Raw genomic sequence first — 15,908 nt, 5'->3', positions numbered from 1 at the left:
GCCGCCAATAGTTATGCCCTGCATCTTTCAAGGGTACACAAATTATATGACATACAAATCGAGGTATTCGTTTACGGGGATGTCCCTCAATGACATCAGGTCAAGAGAGACGGCTAAAATTTTTTGCTGCTGCGCTTGCGGAAAACGGCGTGCCAGATTGGTTTTGAATTTTTCCTCTAATAGCGGAATGCCCTCCTTACGCCGCCGTGCGTGACCAAGCGGGAACTCGACTTTAACTTCATCCAGTTGAGTGCCGTCGGTGAATGTCAGTGTCAGCGCATTGGCGATGGCACGTTTTTCCGGATCATGATAGTCACGGGTAAAGTCTGGGTCTTCGACACAGACTATCTTTTCCCGCAAGGTGTCAATGCGGGGATCAGCCGCGATATCATCTTCATAATCCGCCGCCGTCAGGCGGCCAAAAATCAGCGGAATGGCAACCATATATTGGATGCAGTGATCCCGGTCAGCGGGGTTATTCAAAGGACCCTGTTTATCGATGATTCGGATACAGGCCTCGTGGGTACGGATAGTGATTTGGGCAATATCGTCAATGTGTTTGCCATGCGCTTTGAGTTGTTGATGCAACATCATGGCCGCTTCTACGGCAGTTTGTGAATGAAATTCGGCCGGAAAAGCGATTTTAAACAGCACATTTTCCATAACATAGGCACCATAAGGGCGCTGGAATTGGAATGGCTGGCCATTAAACAGGACGTCATAAAATCCCCAGGTTTTAGCCGTCAATACCGAGGGATATCCCATTTCGCCTGTTCGGGCTATCAGTGCCAGACGCACGGCGCGGGAGGTTGCGTCTCCCGCCGCCCAGGATTTGCGCGAGCCGGTATTGGGGGCGTGACGATAGGTCCTCAAGGATTGGCCGTCAACCCAGGCCAATGAAACCGCGCTTAATATTTCTTCACGTTGCAGCCCCAGCATTTGGGCAACCACCGCCGTAGAAGCCACCTTGACGAGAACAACATGATCCAATCCGACTTTATTGAACGCATTTTCCAATGCCAGACAACCCTGAATTTCATGCGCCTTAATCATCGCTGTCAGCACATCCCACATCATTAATGGTTTTTCCCCGCGGGCAATCGCATTTCTTGACAGCCAGTCGGCAGTGGCGAGTATTCCCCCAAGGTTATCAGAAGGATGTCCCCACTCAGCCGCCAGCCAGGTGTCATTGAAATCGAGCCAGCGGATCATCGCACCAATGTTGAAGGCAGCCTGAACGGGATCGAGCTGGAATGAAGTGCCGGGTACGCGTGCCCCATTAGGCACGGTTGTTCCCGGCACAATCGGCCCCAAGAGTTTGGTGCAGGCGGGGTATTCCAGCGCTTCTAAGCCGCAACCCAGGGTATCTATCAGGCAGTGGTGGGCGGTGGCGTAGGCAATTGGGGATGTCACGGTGTAGTCCATGACATAATCCACAATATCCACAATCACCTGATCGTAATCAGGGCGGTTGTTAACCACAGAGGTAGACATAATCAATCCTTAAATCGTGTTATTTGTAAATCGGGTTATTAACGTTGTTCAATCGGTATAAAGGCCAAATTTTCAGGGCCAATATAGTTAGCTGATGGACGGATGATTTTGTTATCAATGCGTTGTTCAATAATGTGAGCTGCCCAACCCGAAGTCCGGGCAAGCACAAACAGCGGCGTAAACATGGCAGTAGGCACGCCCATCATGTGATAGGACACCGCAGAGAACCAATCGAGATTCGGAAACATGTTTTTGTTATCCCACATCATGGATTCAATCCTGTCGGCAATGTCATACATCTGGGTTGTCCCGGCCTCTTGGGAAAGTTGCCGGGCAACGGCTTTAATCACTTTATGGCGGGGATCGGAAAGGGTATACACCGGATGGCCGAAACCCATGATGACTTCTTTTCTTGCCAAACGAGCCAGAATATCGGCCTCGGCTTGTGCCGGGGTGTCATAGCGTTGCTGAATGTCGAATGAAACCTCGTTGGCGCCGCCATGTTTCGGCCCGCGCAGGGCGCCAATCCCCCCGATAATGGCGGAGTAAATATCCGATCCCGTGCCGGCAATCACCCGGCAGGTAAAGGTCGAGGCGTTAAATTCATGCTCGGCGTATAAGATCAGGGAAGTGTGCATGGCTTTTTCCCATGAGCTACGCGGTTTTTGACCATGCAAAAGATGGAGGAAGTGCCCACCAATGGAATCATCATCGGTTTCAACTTCAATACGGCGGCCGTTATAGCTGTAGTGATACCAATAAAGCAGCATTGAACTGAGAGAGGCCAGTAAGCGATCCGCGATATCGCGGGCGCCGGTCAGGTTGTGATCGTCTTTTTCCGGTAAAGTACAGCCCAATACGGAAACGCCGGTACGCATGACATCCATAGGATGCGCTACCGCAGGCAATGACTCCAAGGCGGCTTTGACGCTGCCAGGCAGGCCACGTAAGGATTTTAATTTGTTTTTGTAGGCAGTTAATTCTGCGCGGGAAGGGAGTTTATCGTGGATGAGAAGATAAGCGACCTCTTCAAATTCACACTGGGCGGCCAAATCGAGAATATCATAGCCGCGGTAATGTAAGTCATTGCCATTTTTGCCAACAGTACACAGTGCCGTATTGCCTGCCGTAATACCGGATAGTGCAACGGATTTTTTGGGTTTGAATGAGGTCGTCGTATTCTGTTTACTCATGAGTATCACCTCTGCTATTTTTCCGGGAAAACAGGGCATCCAGTTTTCGTTCAAAATCGTAGTAGTTGATGCTTTCATAAAGTTCATTACGGGTTTGCATCGTGTTGATGACATTTTTCTGTGTGCCATCGCGACGCAAGGTGGTGTAGACCTGTTCGGCCGCTCTATTCATCGCCCGAAATGCCGATAGCGGGTAAAGGGCAATGGCGACGTTGACGCTCCTTAACTCTTCGAGGGTGAAAAGCGGTGTTGCACCGAACTCGGTAATATTCGCCAAAATAGGCACCTGCGTTTTGGACGCGAATTCCTTATACATCGATAGCTGTGTAATCGCTTCCGGGAATAGCATATCGGCGCCAGCGTCGATATAAGCTGTGGCCCTGTCCAAAGCGGCATCCAACCCTTCAACGGCCAGTGCATCCGTGCGAGCCATGATGACAAAATTTTCATCGGTGCGGGCGTCAACGGCCGCCTTGATACGGTCTACCATCTCCTGTTTGGACACAATTTCTTTATTTGGACGATGACCACAACGTTTAGCGCCGACCTGATCTTCAATATGAACACCCGCAGCGCCTGCCTTAATAATAGAACGAATTGTGCGGGCGACATTAAACGCTGAGGAACCGAATCCGATATCGGCATCGACAAGCAGGGGTAAGTCACAGACATCGGTAATGCGGCGGACATCAATCAACACATCATCCAGCGTCGAAATTCCCAAATCGGGTAGCCCCAGTGAACCCGCAGCAACCCCACCGCCTGAAAGGTAAATCGCTTTGTAACCTGCCCGTTTTGCCAGCAATGCATGGTTCGCATTGATAGTGCCGACGACTTGTAACGGAGATTCGGCTTCTATCGCTTGACGAAAAGCCAAACCTGGAGAAGAAAATGCCATATATAACTCCATTGTTACCAAAATGAAACTGGTTTGTGTTTATGTGTTACTTAAGCAAAGTTTTAGCAAGGTTTATGCCAATGCTTAAAAAATGGGAAGAGGGGAAGCAGGATATGTGACAAGTGTATTGTTTCTCTTCTATAAATTAATGAGATAGATTGGCTTTGATTTATGAATAGTGACTATTTAGCCATTGGCTATACACTATAGTTGTTTCATTCTGGATTAATTATGTTTCATTTTTGTTTCATGTTTCGTGGGTGAAACGCTAAGGTGAGATTATTCAAATATCAGACGCATCTTGAAAGACGGCTGGTATAGGGCTGGTGAAGGGTGACGAAAGTTTTACAAGAAAAGCCATTATTAATAATGCTAATTATATTGATAATCATTTTTATTTACAATATTGTAATGGCGTTTTCCTTCTCAGGCGCCCATACCTCTTTCTGATGAACGTTTTGTCAAATTGGATTTCTGGTGCCGCCTGTAAGCAGTACCCATTAATTGTTAATATTTTTATAAGGCAAATCAGACGGTGTTTGATTATGTTTAAGATAAGAAGAAAAAAACGTGTGGTGAAAATCATCGCCAGACACACAGGGGTTGGGTTTCAGGCGGCATTGTTTTCAATACCCACGTTATCTGATGGGGCGTATGCAACAACTTTCGTATTCAACGCACTAAATGGCACCCAAAGTGCCTTCACCCATTATTCAGGTTCATCTGACCACAATGATAAAGTCGTCATCCGCTGCTTAATGTCTAAGAGAAAATGCTTCCAACCTGAAAGGAGCATCTGTGCAGTTCAATGTCAACAACCTCATCATGCCGCCGCCTACGGCGGAAAAGAAGCGTGTTTCTACGGCGATGAACACAGCATGTTCTCCACAGTCAACTATAGCTAAAAACCGGGTATCCGGCACTGCTGGCGGCTCACTCTCACGTTGCCGTCGGTATTTTATCCCCTCAGGAAGAGGGGGAAAAGCTGGCCCCTATACCAATAAGAGGAACCTGATTTTGTCTGGTATCGCCAACAACCTTCTTTCACTCACGTTGCAAGAGGATGACTTTATCTTTCTGTCGCCCCACAAAAGCCTGATCGCCCGGGGATGTCTCGCCACCTTGGCACATCCCGCCGCATCCGGACATCATGTCGAGGGCGAGTTCCAGCAGAAGGTGCAACAGTTGCTTCGTCAGACTCAGCAGGCCGGAGTAGAAAATCCCATTATCGTGGGGGCTATTCCGTTTGATAAGCGCCAACCCTGTTCGCTGTTTATTCCACAAACCTGCTACTGGTTCGATCGCAACACCTTTAACCTTTCCGACTCTCCGGTGCAGGTGGAGGGGCAAGCTCACTACATTCCCGACCACGATGCGTTTTGCGCCATGGTGGAGAACGCCCTGGATCCGCTGCGCATCGGGACATTGAATAAAGTCGTGCTGTCGCGCCTATTGCAGATTGAAAGCATCCCGCCGCTTAGCGCTCTGAGCCTATGGCTACAGCTCAACAGACAGAACCCGGAAAGCTACAACTTCCACTTACCGCTGGCGGATGGCACTCTGATTGGGGCTAGCCCTGAACTGCTGCTACGTAAAGAGGGCAATGTCCTGCGCTCCTGCCCTCTTGCCGGCTCAGCGCGGCGCGGCGACGATGACGCCAGTGACAGAAATGCCAAGGAAAAACTGTTGGCTTCCGGAAAGGATCGCCATGAGCATCGGGTGGTCACGGAGGCTATCCGGCACCAATTGACAGATCTCTGCCGGTCCCTGACGATCCCAGAACCTTCGCTGCTCAGCACACCCACGCTCTGGCATCTCGCGACTGAGATTCAGGGTATAGTGGCCGATGATCGCCATAGCGCGCTGTCTCTTGCCTGCCTGCTTCATCCCACGCCCGCATTATGCGGCGCTCCTTATACCTCATCCCGCAATCTGATCGGCGAGCTGGAGCCATTCGACCGTGGCTGGTTTGGCGGTATTGTCGGCTGGTGTGACGCCCGCGGGAACGGGGAATGGGTTGTGGCGATCCGCTGCGGCAAAGTTCGGCCTCATCAGATTGAGCTATTCGCTGGTGCCGGCATCGTTCCGGACTCTGTGCCGGAAAACGAATGGCTGGAAACCCGTACCAAATTTAACACCATGCTAAGTGCACTGGGTTTTGCAACGCAACAGGAGCCGATATTATGATTGAATTCAACCGCTGGCCTCAGGAGCTGGCTGAACGTTATCGTTTGAAAGGGTATTGGATTGATCGCCCGTTGAGCGAGATCCTCGATATTCACCGCGAGAACGATGCCGTGGCACTATTCTGCGGGGAGCGGTGCTGGAGCTATCGAGCGCTTAATGAAGCCGTAAACCGGCTCGCCGCTTCCCTGCGCCGACGCGGCGTGCGTCAGGGACAAACCGCGCTGGTGCAGCTTGGCAACGAGGCTGAATTTTATATCGTCTTTTTTGCCTTACTGCGCTTGGGGGTCGCGCCGGTTAACGCGCTTTATAGCCATCAGAGCAGCGAATTAACGGCGTATGCGCACCAGATTATGCCAGAGATACTCATTGCCGATCGCCAGCATCGTCAGTTTCATGATGATGCGCTTATTGACCTTCTGGTCGCCAAGTGTCCGGCGCTGAATATCGTGGTGCTTCACCATGAGGATTCAGATTCGGACCGTTCGCTTTCACGCCTGATATCGGAAGAAGCGGGAGACTTCACGCCAACGCCAACGCCAGCGGATGAAGTCGCATTTTTCCAACTTTCCGGCGGCAGCACTGGCACCCCCAAGCTGATCCCACGTACCCATAACGACTACTATTACAGTATCCGAGCCAGCAATCCGATCTGCAATATCAGCAGTCAAACCCGATATCTCTGCGCACTGCCGGCCGCACACAACTATCCGATGAGTTCACCGGGCGCGCTGGGTGTATTTTATGCAGGTGGTCAGGTCATCCTCGCCCCCGATCCCAGTCCAGACGGATGTTTTCCGCTCATAGCCCGTCATCAGATCAATATTGCCGCTCTGGTGCCACCTGCGGTCAGCATCTGGCTGGAATATGCCAATATCAGAGGTCACGCCAACGAACTTTCCAGTCTGAAAGTAATGCAGGTTGGCGGTGCTCCTCTGGGCGAAACGCTGGCCAGACGCGTTCCAGAGACGCTGGGCTGCCAGCTCCAACAGGTATTTGGTATGGCAGAAGGTCTGGTGAACTACACCCGATTAGACGATGACGATGCGCATATTTTTACCACTCAGGGCTGCCCAATCAGTGAAGATGATGAGGTATGGGTCGCAAACCGAGAAGGCCTACCCGTACCGCCTGGAGAGCCAGGTTTGCTGATGACCAGAGGGCCATACACCTTTCGAGGCTATTACCGAAGCCCAGAACATAACCAGACGGTGTTCGACAGTAACGGGTTTTATTGTTCTGGCGACGTGGTCATTCAGCTTCCCGATGGATATCTGAAAGTCGTTGGACGTGAGAAGGATCAAATCAATCGTGGCGGCGAAAAAATTGCCGCTGAAGAGGTTGAACACCTGTTGTTGCGCCACCCAGCGGTGGTGTACGCCGCCTTGGTCGCTATTCCTGACGGTCTCATGGGCGAGAAAACCTGTGCCTATGTGGTAACGCGCGAACGAGAACCCGTGAAGCCCGCCGTCCTGCGCCGCTGGCTACGCGAGCAGGGCATCGCCGACTACAAAATCCCTGATCGTTTTGAAAATCTACCTGAACTGCCGCTCACTCCGGTAGGAAAAATCAACAAACAGGCGTTACGTGCACGTGCCAGCGCCGCCTTAGAAAATTGAGAAAAGACGTTATGAGCATTCCTAAACTTCAGGATTATACCCTGCCCGATGAAACCGCCTTACCGGCAAATAAAGTTGAGTGGAGGTTGGTGCCGCAGCGCGCTGCGCTGCTGATCCACGATATGCAGGAATATTTCCTCAACTTTTGGGGAAAAGAGAGCAAGATGATTCAGCAGGTTATCGACAACATCGTTATTCTGCGTGCACGTTGCTATGAGCTCGGTATTCCTGTGTTTTACACCGCTCAGCCGAACCAACAGAACGACGTCGATCGCGCGCTACTGAATGATATGTGGGGGCCTGGCCTGAACCGCTATCCAGAACAACAAAACATCGCGTCGGCACTGTCCCCCGAACCGAAGGACACGATCTTGGTGAAATGGCGCTACAGCGCGTTTCAGCGCTCTGACCTGGAAGCCCATCTGCAAGAACGTCAGCGCGACCAGCTTATGATCTGCGGCGTGTACGCCCATATCGGCTGCCTCACTACTGCCACTGATGCCTTTATGCGCGACATACAGGCTTTTATGATCAGTGATGCGCTAGCAGATTTCAGCCGGGAAGAGCATATGATGGCGCTGCGCTATACTGCGGGTCGTTCCGGTCGGGTGTTGAGTACTGCTATGGCGCTGTCGGCGCTCCCCCCTTCCGTAGCGGAACGTAAATGGGATCGTGAACGTTTGCTTGCCATACTGCAACCCGCACTGGATGAAGATGCACACGACATTGATGATGACGAAAACCTGCTTGATTACGGCTTAGACTCGCTACGCACAATGTCCTTCGTCTCAAAGTGCCGTCAGGAAGGGTATGAAATTGATTTTATCACGCTGATGAAACAACCCAGGTTGCGAAACTGGCTCGCACTGCTGAACAACGATCGGGAAGAGAAATGAACGGTTTCAAGGGAAAAACCGTCTGGGTGACGGGAGCAGGGAACGGTATCGGTTCCCGAACCGCCCTCCGTTTTCACGAGGCAGGGGCCAGGGTTTTTGGATTCGATTTGACGTTTCCCCATTCAATGCCGTTTGAAACGCGCATTCTGGATGTCAGCGATACCGATGCGGTGCAAAAAACCTGCCCGCCATTGCTGAAGGCAAATGGGCTGGACGTGCTGGTTAACGGGGCGGGAATTCTGCGCTTTGGCGCCACAGAAACGTTAAGCCGTGAAGACTGGGAAAGCTCCATCAACGTTAATGCCGGTGCAGCATTCAATCTGTTTAAAATCCTTATTCCACATTTCCAGCGTCAACGCAGCGGCAATATCGTCTCGATAGCCTCCAACGCCGCCCACGTGCCGCGCGTGAATATGGCCGTTTACTGCGCTTCTAAGGCTGCGATGCGTAGCCTGTGCCTGAGTGTGGGGCTGGAACTGGCACCTTTTGGGGTACGATGTAACATTGTTTCACCCGGTTCCACACTGACGCCAATGCTGGAGGGAATGCTCAACGATGATATGACACATCAACGTCTGATTAACGGTTCTGCCGAACAATTTAAACTCGGCATTCCACTCAGGAAAATTGCCCAGCCCGATGAAATCGCCAACGTCATTTTGTTTTTAGCCTCCGATCAAGCAAGCCACATCACGTTGCAGGATCTTGTCATTGATGGGGGCGCTACGCTCGGTGTCTGATAAACCGAATGTTTAAATCGGTTTACCTGTATGTCGCTATGAAAAACGGAGGGACTATCATTCCATGGAATGGATAAATATTAAAAATTTAAACCAAAAACGAATGAAAGGAGAGGAACATGAGTCATATTGCAGCATTGAGAAAAGTGAATAATTTAAAACAAGAATTTGATTTAATAGAAGAAATCTGGTCACCGAAGGTGATAGCGGAAACAAACGAATATAAGATAATCATATTACTCGCTGAGGGTGATTTTATGTGGCACACACATAAAGATGAAGACAAGGTGTTTATGGTTATTGAAGGTGAACTTCGGATAGATTTTAAAAATGATCACGTAATAATAAAGCAGGGTGAGTTTTTTGTGGTGCCTAAAGGGGAAGAAAGTAAGCCTTCGTCCAAGGAATTAACCAAGCTGCTATTAATAGAACCCTATATACAGTAGTCACCTTCCAAAATGCGTCTTATCTCTCCCCGCTTCGCGGGGAGAGATATACATTCACATGGGTTTGCAAGCGGCAACCTGCACCTATCACCGACACACCAGCGCGGTCAATGTTGATTTTTAGAAGCGGACTTTCATACCGATACCCACTTCACGCGGCTCCAGCATGTATCCTGAAACGCCTGCTCCACGATTATTTTGTTTGTATGTTGGCACCCGTCTGTCAAAGATGTTATTGCCGTAAACAAAGAGTTCCAGATAGTTGGTCGGATTATAGGATAAACGGAGATTGGACACTAAATAAGAACTGACTCGCAACTCGGGCTCGTTCTGGTCATTTGAAAAGTAACGATCTACGTAACGAAGATCACCACTTAGACGAACTTTTTCGATGATATTCCAATCAGCACCGACGTTAAACATGTAGCCGGGCGCTTTAGCGAATTTTTTGCCTTCAAACACGTTGCCTCGATAATCGGCGAATTTTTTGATTTCGGTATGAAGCAATCCAAGCCCACCGCGTAGGCGAAGATTATCCAGCGCACGATAATCGGCTCCCAGCTCAAGTCCGTAGGTTACCGCCTTGTCGGCGTTGACAAGGATAGAACCGTTAGGTAAGTCTTTCCTGTAATCCGTTACAGCACTCTGGAACCCCTTATAATCGGTATAAAAGAGATTACCGGTTACCAGCAAGCGGTTATTGAACGCACTACCACGCGCAAACAATTCGTAATTCCAAGCCTTCTCCGGAGCGAAGGTGTAATAGGAATGCCCAGAGAAATTCACACCTGTACCGCCCGGCGCATAGCCTTTGCTTACCAGCGTACCGACGGTGATATCGTCAGTCACGTCATAGGCGAGAGAAACTTTCGGCAAAATAGCATGAAAACCCTTGCTATAGTCATGATAAACGCCTGGCACATAGCTGGTAACCCCTTCATGTTTGACCTGGTCATACTGATAACGCAAACCGCCAGTCAGAGCCCATTTTTCTGCAAAACGCCTCGTCGCCTCTGAGAAAAGACCGACACTGGTATTCGTCAGATCGGCGTCTGCCTTGCCCAGCGAATTATCAAGTATATTCGTGGCTTTATCACGCGAGTAATAGAGGCCTGTCACGCCACTCCAGATTGAATATTCATCACCGAAGTTCAAACGCATTTCATTGGCAACATTGTGCGAATCGCGATTGGCGATACCTGGAAACCGATTTGTGAACGTGTAGCGGTACTTCGATGCAGAATATTGGAGCTGGTTGGAGAGCACCATATCGTTTTCGAACGTATATTGAAGATCTAAGATACCGACATCACTGTTGGTCTTGGCTCTGTCAAGGTTTAGCATCGCGTTTTTCAAGTCACGATAGGGCAATGACGCCGACTCACTGTCAGGATTTTTTGCGGTCATATGGGAGTAAGTCAGTTTGGCCAACCAAGGGCTATCCAGCGGTTGCCAAAGTGCTTTCACACGGACATTCAGATTTTCGAAATCTTTGTTCTTATCAGAATCGAAGAAACCGGGATTGGTATATTTAATGAACGTATTTCTGCCGCTGTAATCCATGGCGAGGCGTACGGCGAGATCGTCTGTCAATGGGGCATTGACCGTAAAGGAAGCCCGTTTCTTTTGGTGGCTTCCGTACAAAATCTGCCCATCGAATTCGGGGGTAAAGGTGGGATCGTTAGTCTTGATAATCACCGCACCGGCAATACTATTTGCCCCCTGTGTCGTCGTCTGTGGGCCACGGAAGACTTCGACTGAGTTCACATCCCAAACAGGCCCTCGCCCCAAACTAAATTCTGCGGAGCTGATATAACGTCCATCAACACTGATAGTTGCTCGCGGTATGGGTTTGGAAAGAAAGGTATTCCCGCCTACGAGAGGCCCGTTTGTCTCAATACCACGAATACTTGGCGCACCGGTACTGCTGGTGTAAAGCACATTGGGTGTACCCTGCAAAATATCAACGAGGGTTGTCGCCTCAGGCTTACTCTGTATCTCCTGCCCGGAGATAACCGTGACTGAACTTGACGTTCTCTGTAGAGATCTTGCTGTTTTTTCACCCGTTACCGTGATGACATCGGCGTCATCACTCCCCGTTTTGTTCTTCTCTGCTTGAGTCAAAGCGGTGGCCTGGTTTCCTAAGGAGGATAAGGAAAACAAAATCGCACTGCTAAGTAACACTTTTCTGCGTGAAAAAAGCAGATTTCCCATCTTTATACCAATAGGCGTGACTGTCTTTATGGATATAATTCTCATTCTCATAATCATTATCATTTGTGTTCGCGTGCCGACAATATTATGTTAACCTTCACATTTGTCAATTGCATATTTGTCAATTCGCTTCAAATACGGCCGCCATTGCAATGCACATTCTGCGGGCAGGATTAGTCCTCTTATGCGGCATGTAATGGGTGTTGGCGCGTATTAATGCATTGTAAAAAACGACTGTTCAGTTTGATAAAACGAGAAAATCCATGTTGAATATTGATTCAGGAAATTTATTACATCTACCCGTATCCCGTTATGAAGAACATATCTGGCTACTACAGCAACAGAATCCTGGCCGAATTCTCAAGCAGCTCTCAGCCTGGCGGCTTCATGACAATGTTAATATTTCAATCATGGTACATGCTATTCAGTCTGTTATTGAGGCAATACCTGATCTGAACGTACGCTATGAGTTAAATGATGATGGTGAGTTGCATAAAACCCGAGTTGTGGGCTGGCAGGAATGCCTTGAGTTTTTCCATGCCAGCTCACATACAGACGTGATCAAGCATCTGCTCGCTGTGCAAACATCTGCTTGGATCCCTGAGCAACATCCACCCTTTAAGATATTGATAATACAAAAAAATAATGAAGTCATTTTATCTCTTATTTTGCACGAGATATTGGCACAAACGTGTCATGAAAACGAAATACTCGAAATACTGATCCACGCTTATGCCGGTCATGAGGTAGAGCCGCCATCCCTAAAACGCATCTCCTTACTACCTATCTCCTTACTACCTTTTAACGGAAAGGCAACGTTTCTCGTACCTTGGCTGCGCTGTGACAATAGTGAGGACACCGTCATTCACTCCTCTTTTGATGTAACCACCGATTTGAGTAAAGATCGGCTCGCACTGCGTTGGAAAACCGGACTTAAAATGAATGAGCTGAAAACGTCCCTTCCTCACGACAGACAACCCCACTCTGTGTCGGCTATGATTTCCGCCAGATTTGCCCAGTTCATTGGCCTGCTCAGCGGTCAAGAAAAGATGGCACTTTGTCTGTTACAGTCGGACGGTTTCCGCCGCATGATTATCGAGTGTGGCATGGCGGAAACACAGATTATCCAGTCCGTCATGGAGAGGCTTCAGGCGCAACCAGACGAAGACAATTTTCTTTCCGGTGATTCCGTTATCGGGAGTGATGAGCCCTGGGTATATGTTCGATTGCTCTCTCGTCCGAACGGCCTGGTTGAACAACAGCGCTTACTCAGTCAGCCAATCCTGTTGCCAACCTATGAAATGCGACCCGATTTTGAGCTGGCAACAGAGTGCGAAGGTACAGAAGAAATTAGCCTGATATTAACAACCGGTCAGGCGATTTCTGGTCATACTGGCGAGTTTCTGCTAAATCGTTTTGTGTCATTTCTTAAACGGGGTGAAGGTGCCATTGCGGGTTTAGTCGCGAACGCTGTGTCTGGCACTGCTGGACATTCTGCTCACAACGTCCCTGGCAAGGAGACTTCCGCTAGCACGGATGAAATAGCCGCGATCATATTGTCAGTGTTCCGTGAAACGTTAGCTATTACCGATATGACGCTGGATGATGATTTTTTCGACTGCGGCGGTCATTCTCTGCTGGCAACGCGCATTATCGGTAAACTGCTTGGCACGCACGGGCTAGAAGTTCACTTCGGTGATTTCTTCAGCCACCCTTCAGCGGCTGCCTTGGCATCGCGCGCAGTGATAACAAATCAGGGTAAGGACGCGGCGTCTTCTGCGCAGACGCAAAACGATCGTTTGACGGCTCCCTTAGCACTCGCCCAAACCTCTCTTTGGAATGCCTGTAACGCTTATGAATTTGGCTCAATCTTCAACCTGCCATTCGCGCTGGATTTTCTTGATGAGGTTGACGAAGCGCTCCTTGAACACGCTTTTTCTGATCTTATCGAGCGTCATTCCAGCCTGCGCACCCTATTCTATGTTCAAAATGGTGAAGCCTGTCAGCAGATTGTCGCCATGTCGGACGTGACCAATAATAAGTGGTTCTGGCGCAGTCACGAAAGCAAAGGTGTACATCTTGATGACGAAGCGGCTTATCAGTTCGATCTTTCCTGCGAATTGCCGATCAGAATACGGCTGATCCGTAATCCAGAAACCGGGCGTCAAATATTGTCATTCCTCGTTCATCATATGGTGATTGATGAATGGTCGTTGAACGTTTTGATGGAGGAACTTGCCCAGGCTTATTTATCGCGTGCTGCGGGTATGGCGCCTGTCTGGAAAAAAACCGCCTTGTCATTCCATCAGTTTGCTTTGCAACAGCAGGCAGACGGCTTTAATCAAAAGCATCTCGATTACTGGACTCATATGTTGCGTGATGCAACACGCGGGTTAGAACTCGCCTTATCTGACAACCGGAAGACTATCGCGGCGCATGAAAGTTCGTCAGAAGCCGGCTGGATCGAGTACAAACCTAAACCTGAAATCACGCATCGTCTTTATTCCTTCGCGCGGCAAAATAATGCTTCCCTGTTCAGTGTCGTCTACGCGGCAATTGCGCTTTCGCTGCACAAGCTTGGCAATCTGAAGGATATCGTGATCGGGACCTCTGCGTCGGGTCGTACCGATCCCGATGCCTATGAAACAGTCGGCTATTTTACCACCATGGTGGCTCATCGGTTGCAGTTCTATCCGGAGAAACCCGCCAGCGCACTGATCGAAGACACCAGAGACACTATCAATCATTCAATGCCGTATGCAGATGTACCGCTCGATCTTATTCAACAATCGTTGGGGATGACACCTGAAGATGGCTTAATCTTCGACGTTTATATTCAAATTCATGCCAATAATGCGCTGAATGGTGCCCTTAAAACCCCGTCTGGTAACGAGATACGCTACCGACAAATCGATCCCGATAAAAAAGAATCCATGTTTGGTCTTCAATTCGAGATCATGGAAGATGTTATTGATGGAGAAAGAAGAATGCGACTGGTAATCACTTACCGTGTGGATCGTTACCCTGAAGAACACGTCCAACGCATCCGTGAAACAATAGATAAAGTTTTCACATTCTTCACAACGCCTGAGGTCTCAAGCCTCCCCCTTGCTCACATTCCTGTGTGATGTCTATGGAGATGGTGAACCCGCCATATAACCCTATTCCACTCTGAGAGAGAAAACGTTATGCGATCTGTTATTACTGTCATATTACTGTGCTTGATGGGGACATCGGCCTTTGCCGCAACGCGGCAGGTTACGGACACGATGGGACGGGAAGTCGTTATTCCTGAGGCGCCACAACGTATTGTGGTGATGAGTGAGCCAGCTATCGGTTTGCCCCTAATGGAACTGGGCGTTCAACCGGTCGGCAGCTATGGTCGTTCGGAAGATGGCACCTATCAGTTGGGTGCCGATTTCGTCGATACTGTGCTCGGTGAAGGGTACACAAAACCACTAGGCATCAGTGCTGGCAGGGAGATCGATCTGGAAAAGCTTTACGCACTTAAACCTGACCTTATTATTGGAACAGAATTCGATATCGACAAGGTAAAACAGCTTTCAACAGTGGCGCCTGTCTATCTGCAAAATTTCCTTTCTGGAAAATTCCATCATTTCAATATTGAAGAAAATCTGGCCAGACTGACCGGACGTGAGCAGAATTTTCAAAAACGGCGGGATAGGTATTTACAACGGGTAGCGGAAACGCGCAAACTTTTGCCGGAAAATTCGTCTAATAAGACCTATTTACCTATCCTTGTAAACGATCAGATCAATGTCGTCGGAGAAGCAACCGGTTTCACTCAAGCATTGGAAGATCTGGGTTTCACCCGCCTGAATCTCTCGGCACAAGGCGGTCTTTCTGCCCCCTCATCCCAACTACTTTTACAGTTGAGTGCCGATAAATTAGGCGAACTCAATCCAGACGTTCTGATCGTGCTCAACAGTTGGGGCAGCAAGGAGCACGATGAGAACGCGATTCGCGCTGCACTTGATCGGGTTGTGCCTGGATGGGCTCACTATATGAAACCCGCTCGCGAAAAACGGATTATTTTTCTTAACGCCGGCAAAGTTTTTACCCCCACGTTTGCCAGTGCGGAACATACTCTCAGAGCCGTGGGAGAATGGGCTAAGACAAAGCAATAAAATGTGCTCGTCCGCCAGAGGCTGTGTGAATTCAACGTATTTTTATACTTGCTCCTATTAACCAGAATTTTTCAAC

The 15,908-nt window shown here is 49.2% G+C and carries 12 protein-coding genes; 8 read left to right on the top strand and 4 right to left on the bottom strand.

What is annotated here, in order from left to right:
* Positions 1 to 42: 42 nt before the first annotated feature.
* The 3 genes from Xkoz_RS15690 to prpB are packed head-to-tail and all read right to left on the bottom strand — an operon-like array spanning position 43 to position 3,585.
* Positions 43 to 1,494: a bifunctional 2-methylcitrate dehydratase/aconitate hydratase gene (locus Xkoz_RS15690; protein WP_099143003.1), complete on the bottom strand. Its 1,452-nt coding sequence runs from the start codon at positions 1,492 to 1,494 to the stop codon at positions 43 to 45.
* Between the two features lie 38 nt (positions 1,495 to 1,532).
* Positions 1,533 to 2,687, bottom strand: coding sequence for a bifunctional 2-methylcitrate synthase/citrate synthase (gene prpC / locus Xkoz_RS15685; RefSeq protein ID WP_099143002.1), 1,155 nt, complete (start codon positions 2,685 to 2,687; stop codon positions 1,533 to 1,535).
* Positions 2,680 to 3,585, bottom strand: a complete 906-nt coding sequence (gene prpB, locus Xkoz_RS15680; protein WP_099143001.1) for a methylisocitrate lyase — start codon at positions 3,583 to 3,585, stop codon at positions 2,680 to 2,682. The genes prpC and prpB overlap by 8 nt, the downstream gene beginning before the upstream one ends.
* 545 nt (positions 3,586 to 4,130) lie before the next feature.
* Between prpB and Xkoz_RS23090 the strand changes: the two genes are divergently transcribed.
* The 6 genes from Xkoz_RS23090 (at position 4,131) to Xkoz_RS15655 (ending at position 9,470) form a co-directional block, all read left to right on the top strand.
* Complete coding sequence (locus Xkoz_RS23090; RefSeq protein ID WP_244183491.1) at positions 4,131 to 4,490, top strand: hypothetical protein; 360 nt, start codon at positions 4,131 to 4,133, stop codon at positions 4,488 to 4,490.
* A 112-nt stretch (positions 4,491 to 4,602) separates the two neighbouring features.
* Entirely contained in the window at positions 4,603 to 5,772 is a 1,170-nt protein-coding gene (locus tag Xkoz_RS15675) for an isochorismate synthase (RefSeq protein ID WP_244183490.1), read from the top strand.
* The gene (locus Xkoz_RS15670) at positions 5,766 to 7,388 is read left to right on the top strand and encodes a (2,3-dihydroxybenzoyl)adenylate synthase (protein ID WP_099143000.1); all 1,623 of its coding nucleotides are present in this window, start codon (positions 5,766 to 5,768) and stop codon (positions 7,386 to 7,388) included. Before Xkoz_RS15675 ends, Xkoz_RS15670 begins: the two co-directional genes overlap by 7 nt.
* An 11-nt stretch (positions 7,389 to 7,399) precedes the next feature.
* On the top strand, positions 7,400 to 8,284 hold the full coding sequence (locus Xkoz_RS15665; RefSeq protein ID WP_099142999.1) for an isochorismatase family protein: 885 nt from the start codon (positions 7,400 to 7,402) through the stop codon (positions 8,282 to 8,284).
* Positions 8,281 to 9,024, top strand: coding sequence for a 2,3-dihydro-2,3-dihydroxybenzoate dehydrogenase (gene dhbA / locus Xkoz_RS15660; RefSeq protein WP_099142998.1), 744 nt, complete (start codon positions 8,281 to 8,283; stop codon positions 9,022 to 9,024). The genes Xkoz_RS15665 and dhbA overlap by 4 nt, the downstream gene beginning before the upstream one ends.
* A gap of 119 nt (positions 9,025 to 9,143) precedes the next feature.
* A complete protein-coding gene (locus tag Xkoz_RS15655; protein WP_099142997.1) occupies positions 9,144 to 9,470 on the top strand; it encodes a cupin domain-containing protein in 327 nt (108 codons plus the stop codon).
* A gap of 120 nt (positions 9,471 to 9,590) precedes the next feature.
* Here the strand turns inward: Xkoz_RS15655 and Xkoz_RS15650 are convergent, their stop codons facing one another.
* Positions 9,591 to 11,684 (bottom strand): TonB-dependent receptor, encoded by a 2,094-nt coding sequence (locus Xkoz_RS15650; RefSeq protein WP_099142996.1) that lies wholly within the window; start codon positions 11,682 to 11,684, stop codon positions 9,591 to 9,593.
* Between the two features lie 578 nt (positions 11,685 to 12,262).
* Here Xkoz_RS15650 and Xkoz_RS15645 point away from each other — a divergent pair.
* Both Xkoz_RS15645 and Xkoz_RS15640 read left to right on the top strand, forming a co-directional pair.
* Positions 12,263 to 14,812, top strand: a complete 2,550-nt coding sequence (locus Xkoz_RS15645) for a condensation domain-containing protein (protein WP_208615281.1) — start codon at positions 12,263 to 12,265, stop codon at positions 14,810 to 14,812.
* A 60-nt stretch (positions 14,813 to 14,872) separates the two neighbouring features.
* Positions 14,873 to 15,832, top strand: coding sequence for an ABC transporter substrate-binding protein (locus tag Xkoz_RS15640; protein WP_099142995.1), 960 nt, complete (start codon positions 14,873 to 14,875; stop codon positions 15,830 to 15,832).
* The last annotated feature ends 76 nt before the right edge of the window (positions 15,833 to 15,908 follow it).

The organism is Xenorhabdus kozodoii, assembly GCF_002632875.1.
Lineage (GTDB): Bacteria > Pseudomonadota > Gammaproteobacteria > Enterobacterales > Enterobacteriaceae > Xenorhabdus > Xenorhabdus kozodoii.
The sequence above is the reverse complement of the archived record's forward strand: the minus strand, read 5'-3'. Positions and strand labels throughout refer to the sequence as shown.

Excerpts from the sequence above, each read along its gene's own strand:
- Xkoz_RS15690 (WP_099143003.1), bottom strand. The coding sequence starts at position 1,494 with ATGTCTACCTCTGTGGTTAACAACCGCCCTGATTACGATCAGGTGATT.
- prpC (WP_099143002.1), bottom strand. The coding sequence starts at position 2,687 with ATGAGTAAACAGAATACGACGACCTCATTCAAACCCAAAAAATCCGTT.
- prpB (WP_099143001.1), bottom strand. The coding sequence starts at position 3,585 with ATGGCATTTTCTTCTCCAGGTTTGGCTTTTCGTCAAGCGATAGAAGCC.
- Xkoz_RS23090 (WP_244183491.1), top strand. The coding sequence starts at position 4,131 with ATGTTTAAGATAAGAAGAAAAAAACGTGTGGTGAAAATCATCGCCAGA.
- Xkoz_RS15665 (WP_099142999.1), top strand. The coding sequence starts at position 7,400 with ATGAGCATTCCTAAACTTCAGGATTATACCCTGCCCGATGAAACCGCC.
- dhbA (WP_099142998.1), top strand. The coding sequence starts at position 8,281 with ATGAACGGTTTCAAGGGAAAAACCGTCTGGGTGACGGGAGCAGGGAAC.
- Xkoz_RS15655 (WP_099142997.1), top strand. The coding sequence starts at position 9,144 with ATGAGTCATATTGCAGCATTGAGAAAAGTGAATAATTTAAAACAAGAA.
- Xkoz_RS15650 (WP_099142996.1), bottom strand. The coding sequence starts at position 11,684 with ATGGGAAATCTGCTTTTTTCACGCAGAAAAGTGTTACTTAGCAGTGCG.
- Xkoz_RS15640 (WP_099142995.1), top strand. The coding sequence starts at position 14,873 with ATGCGATCTGTTATTACTGTCATATTACTGTGCTTGATGGGGACATCG.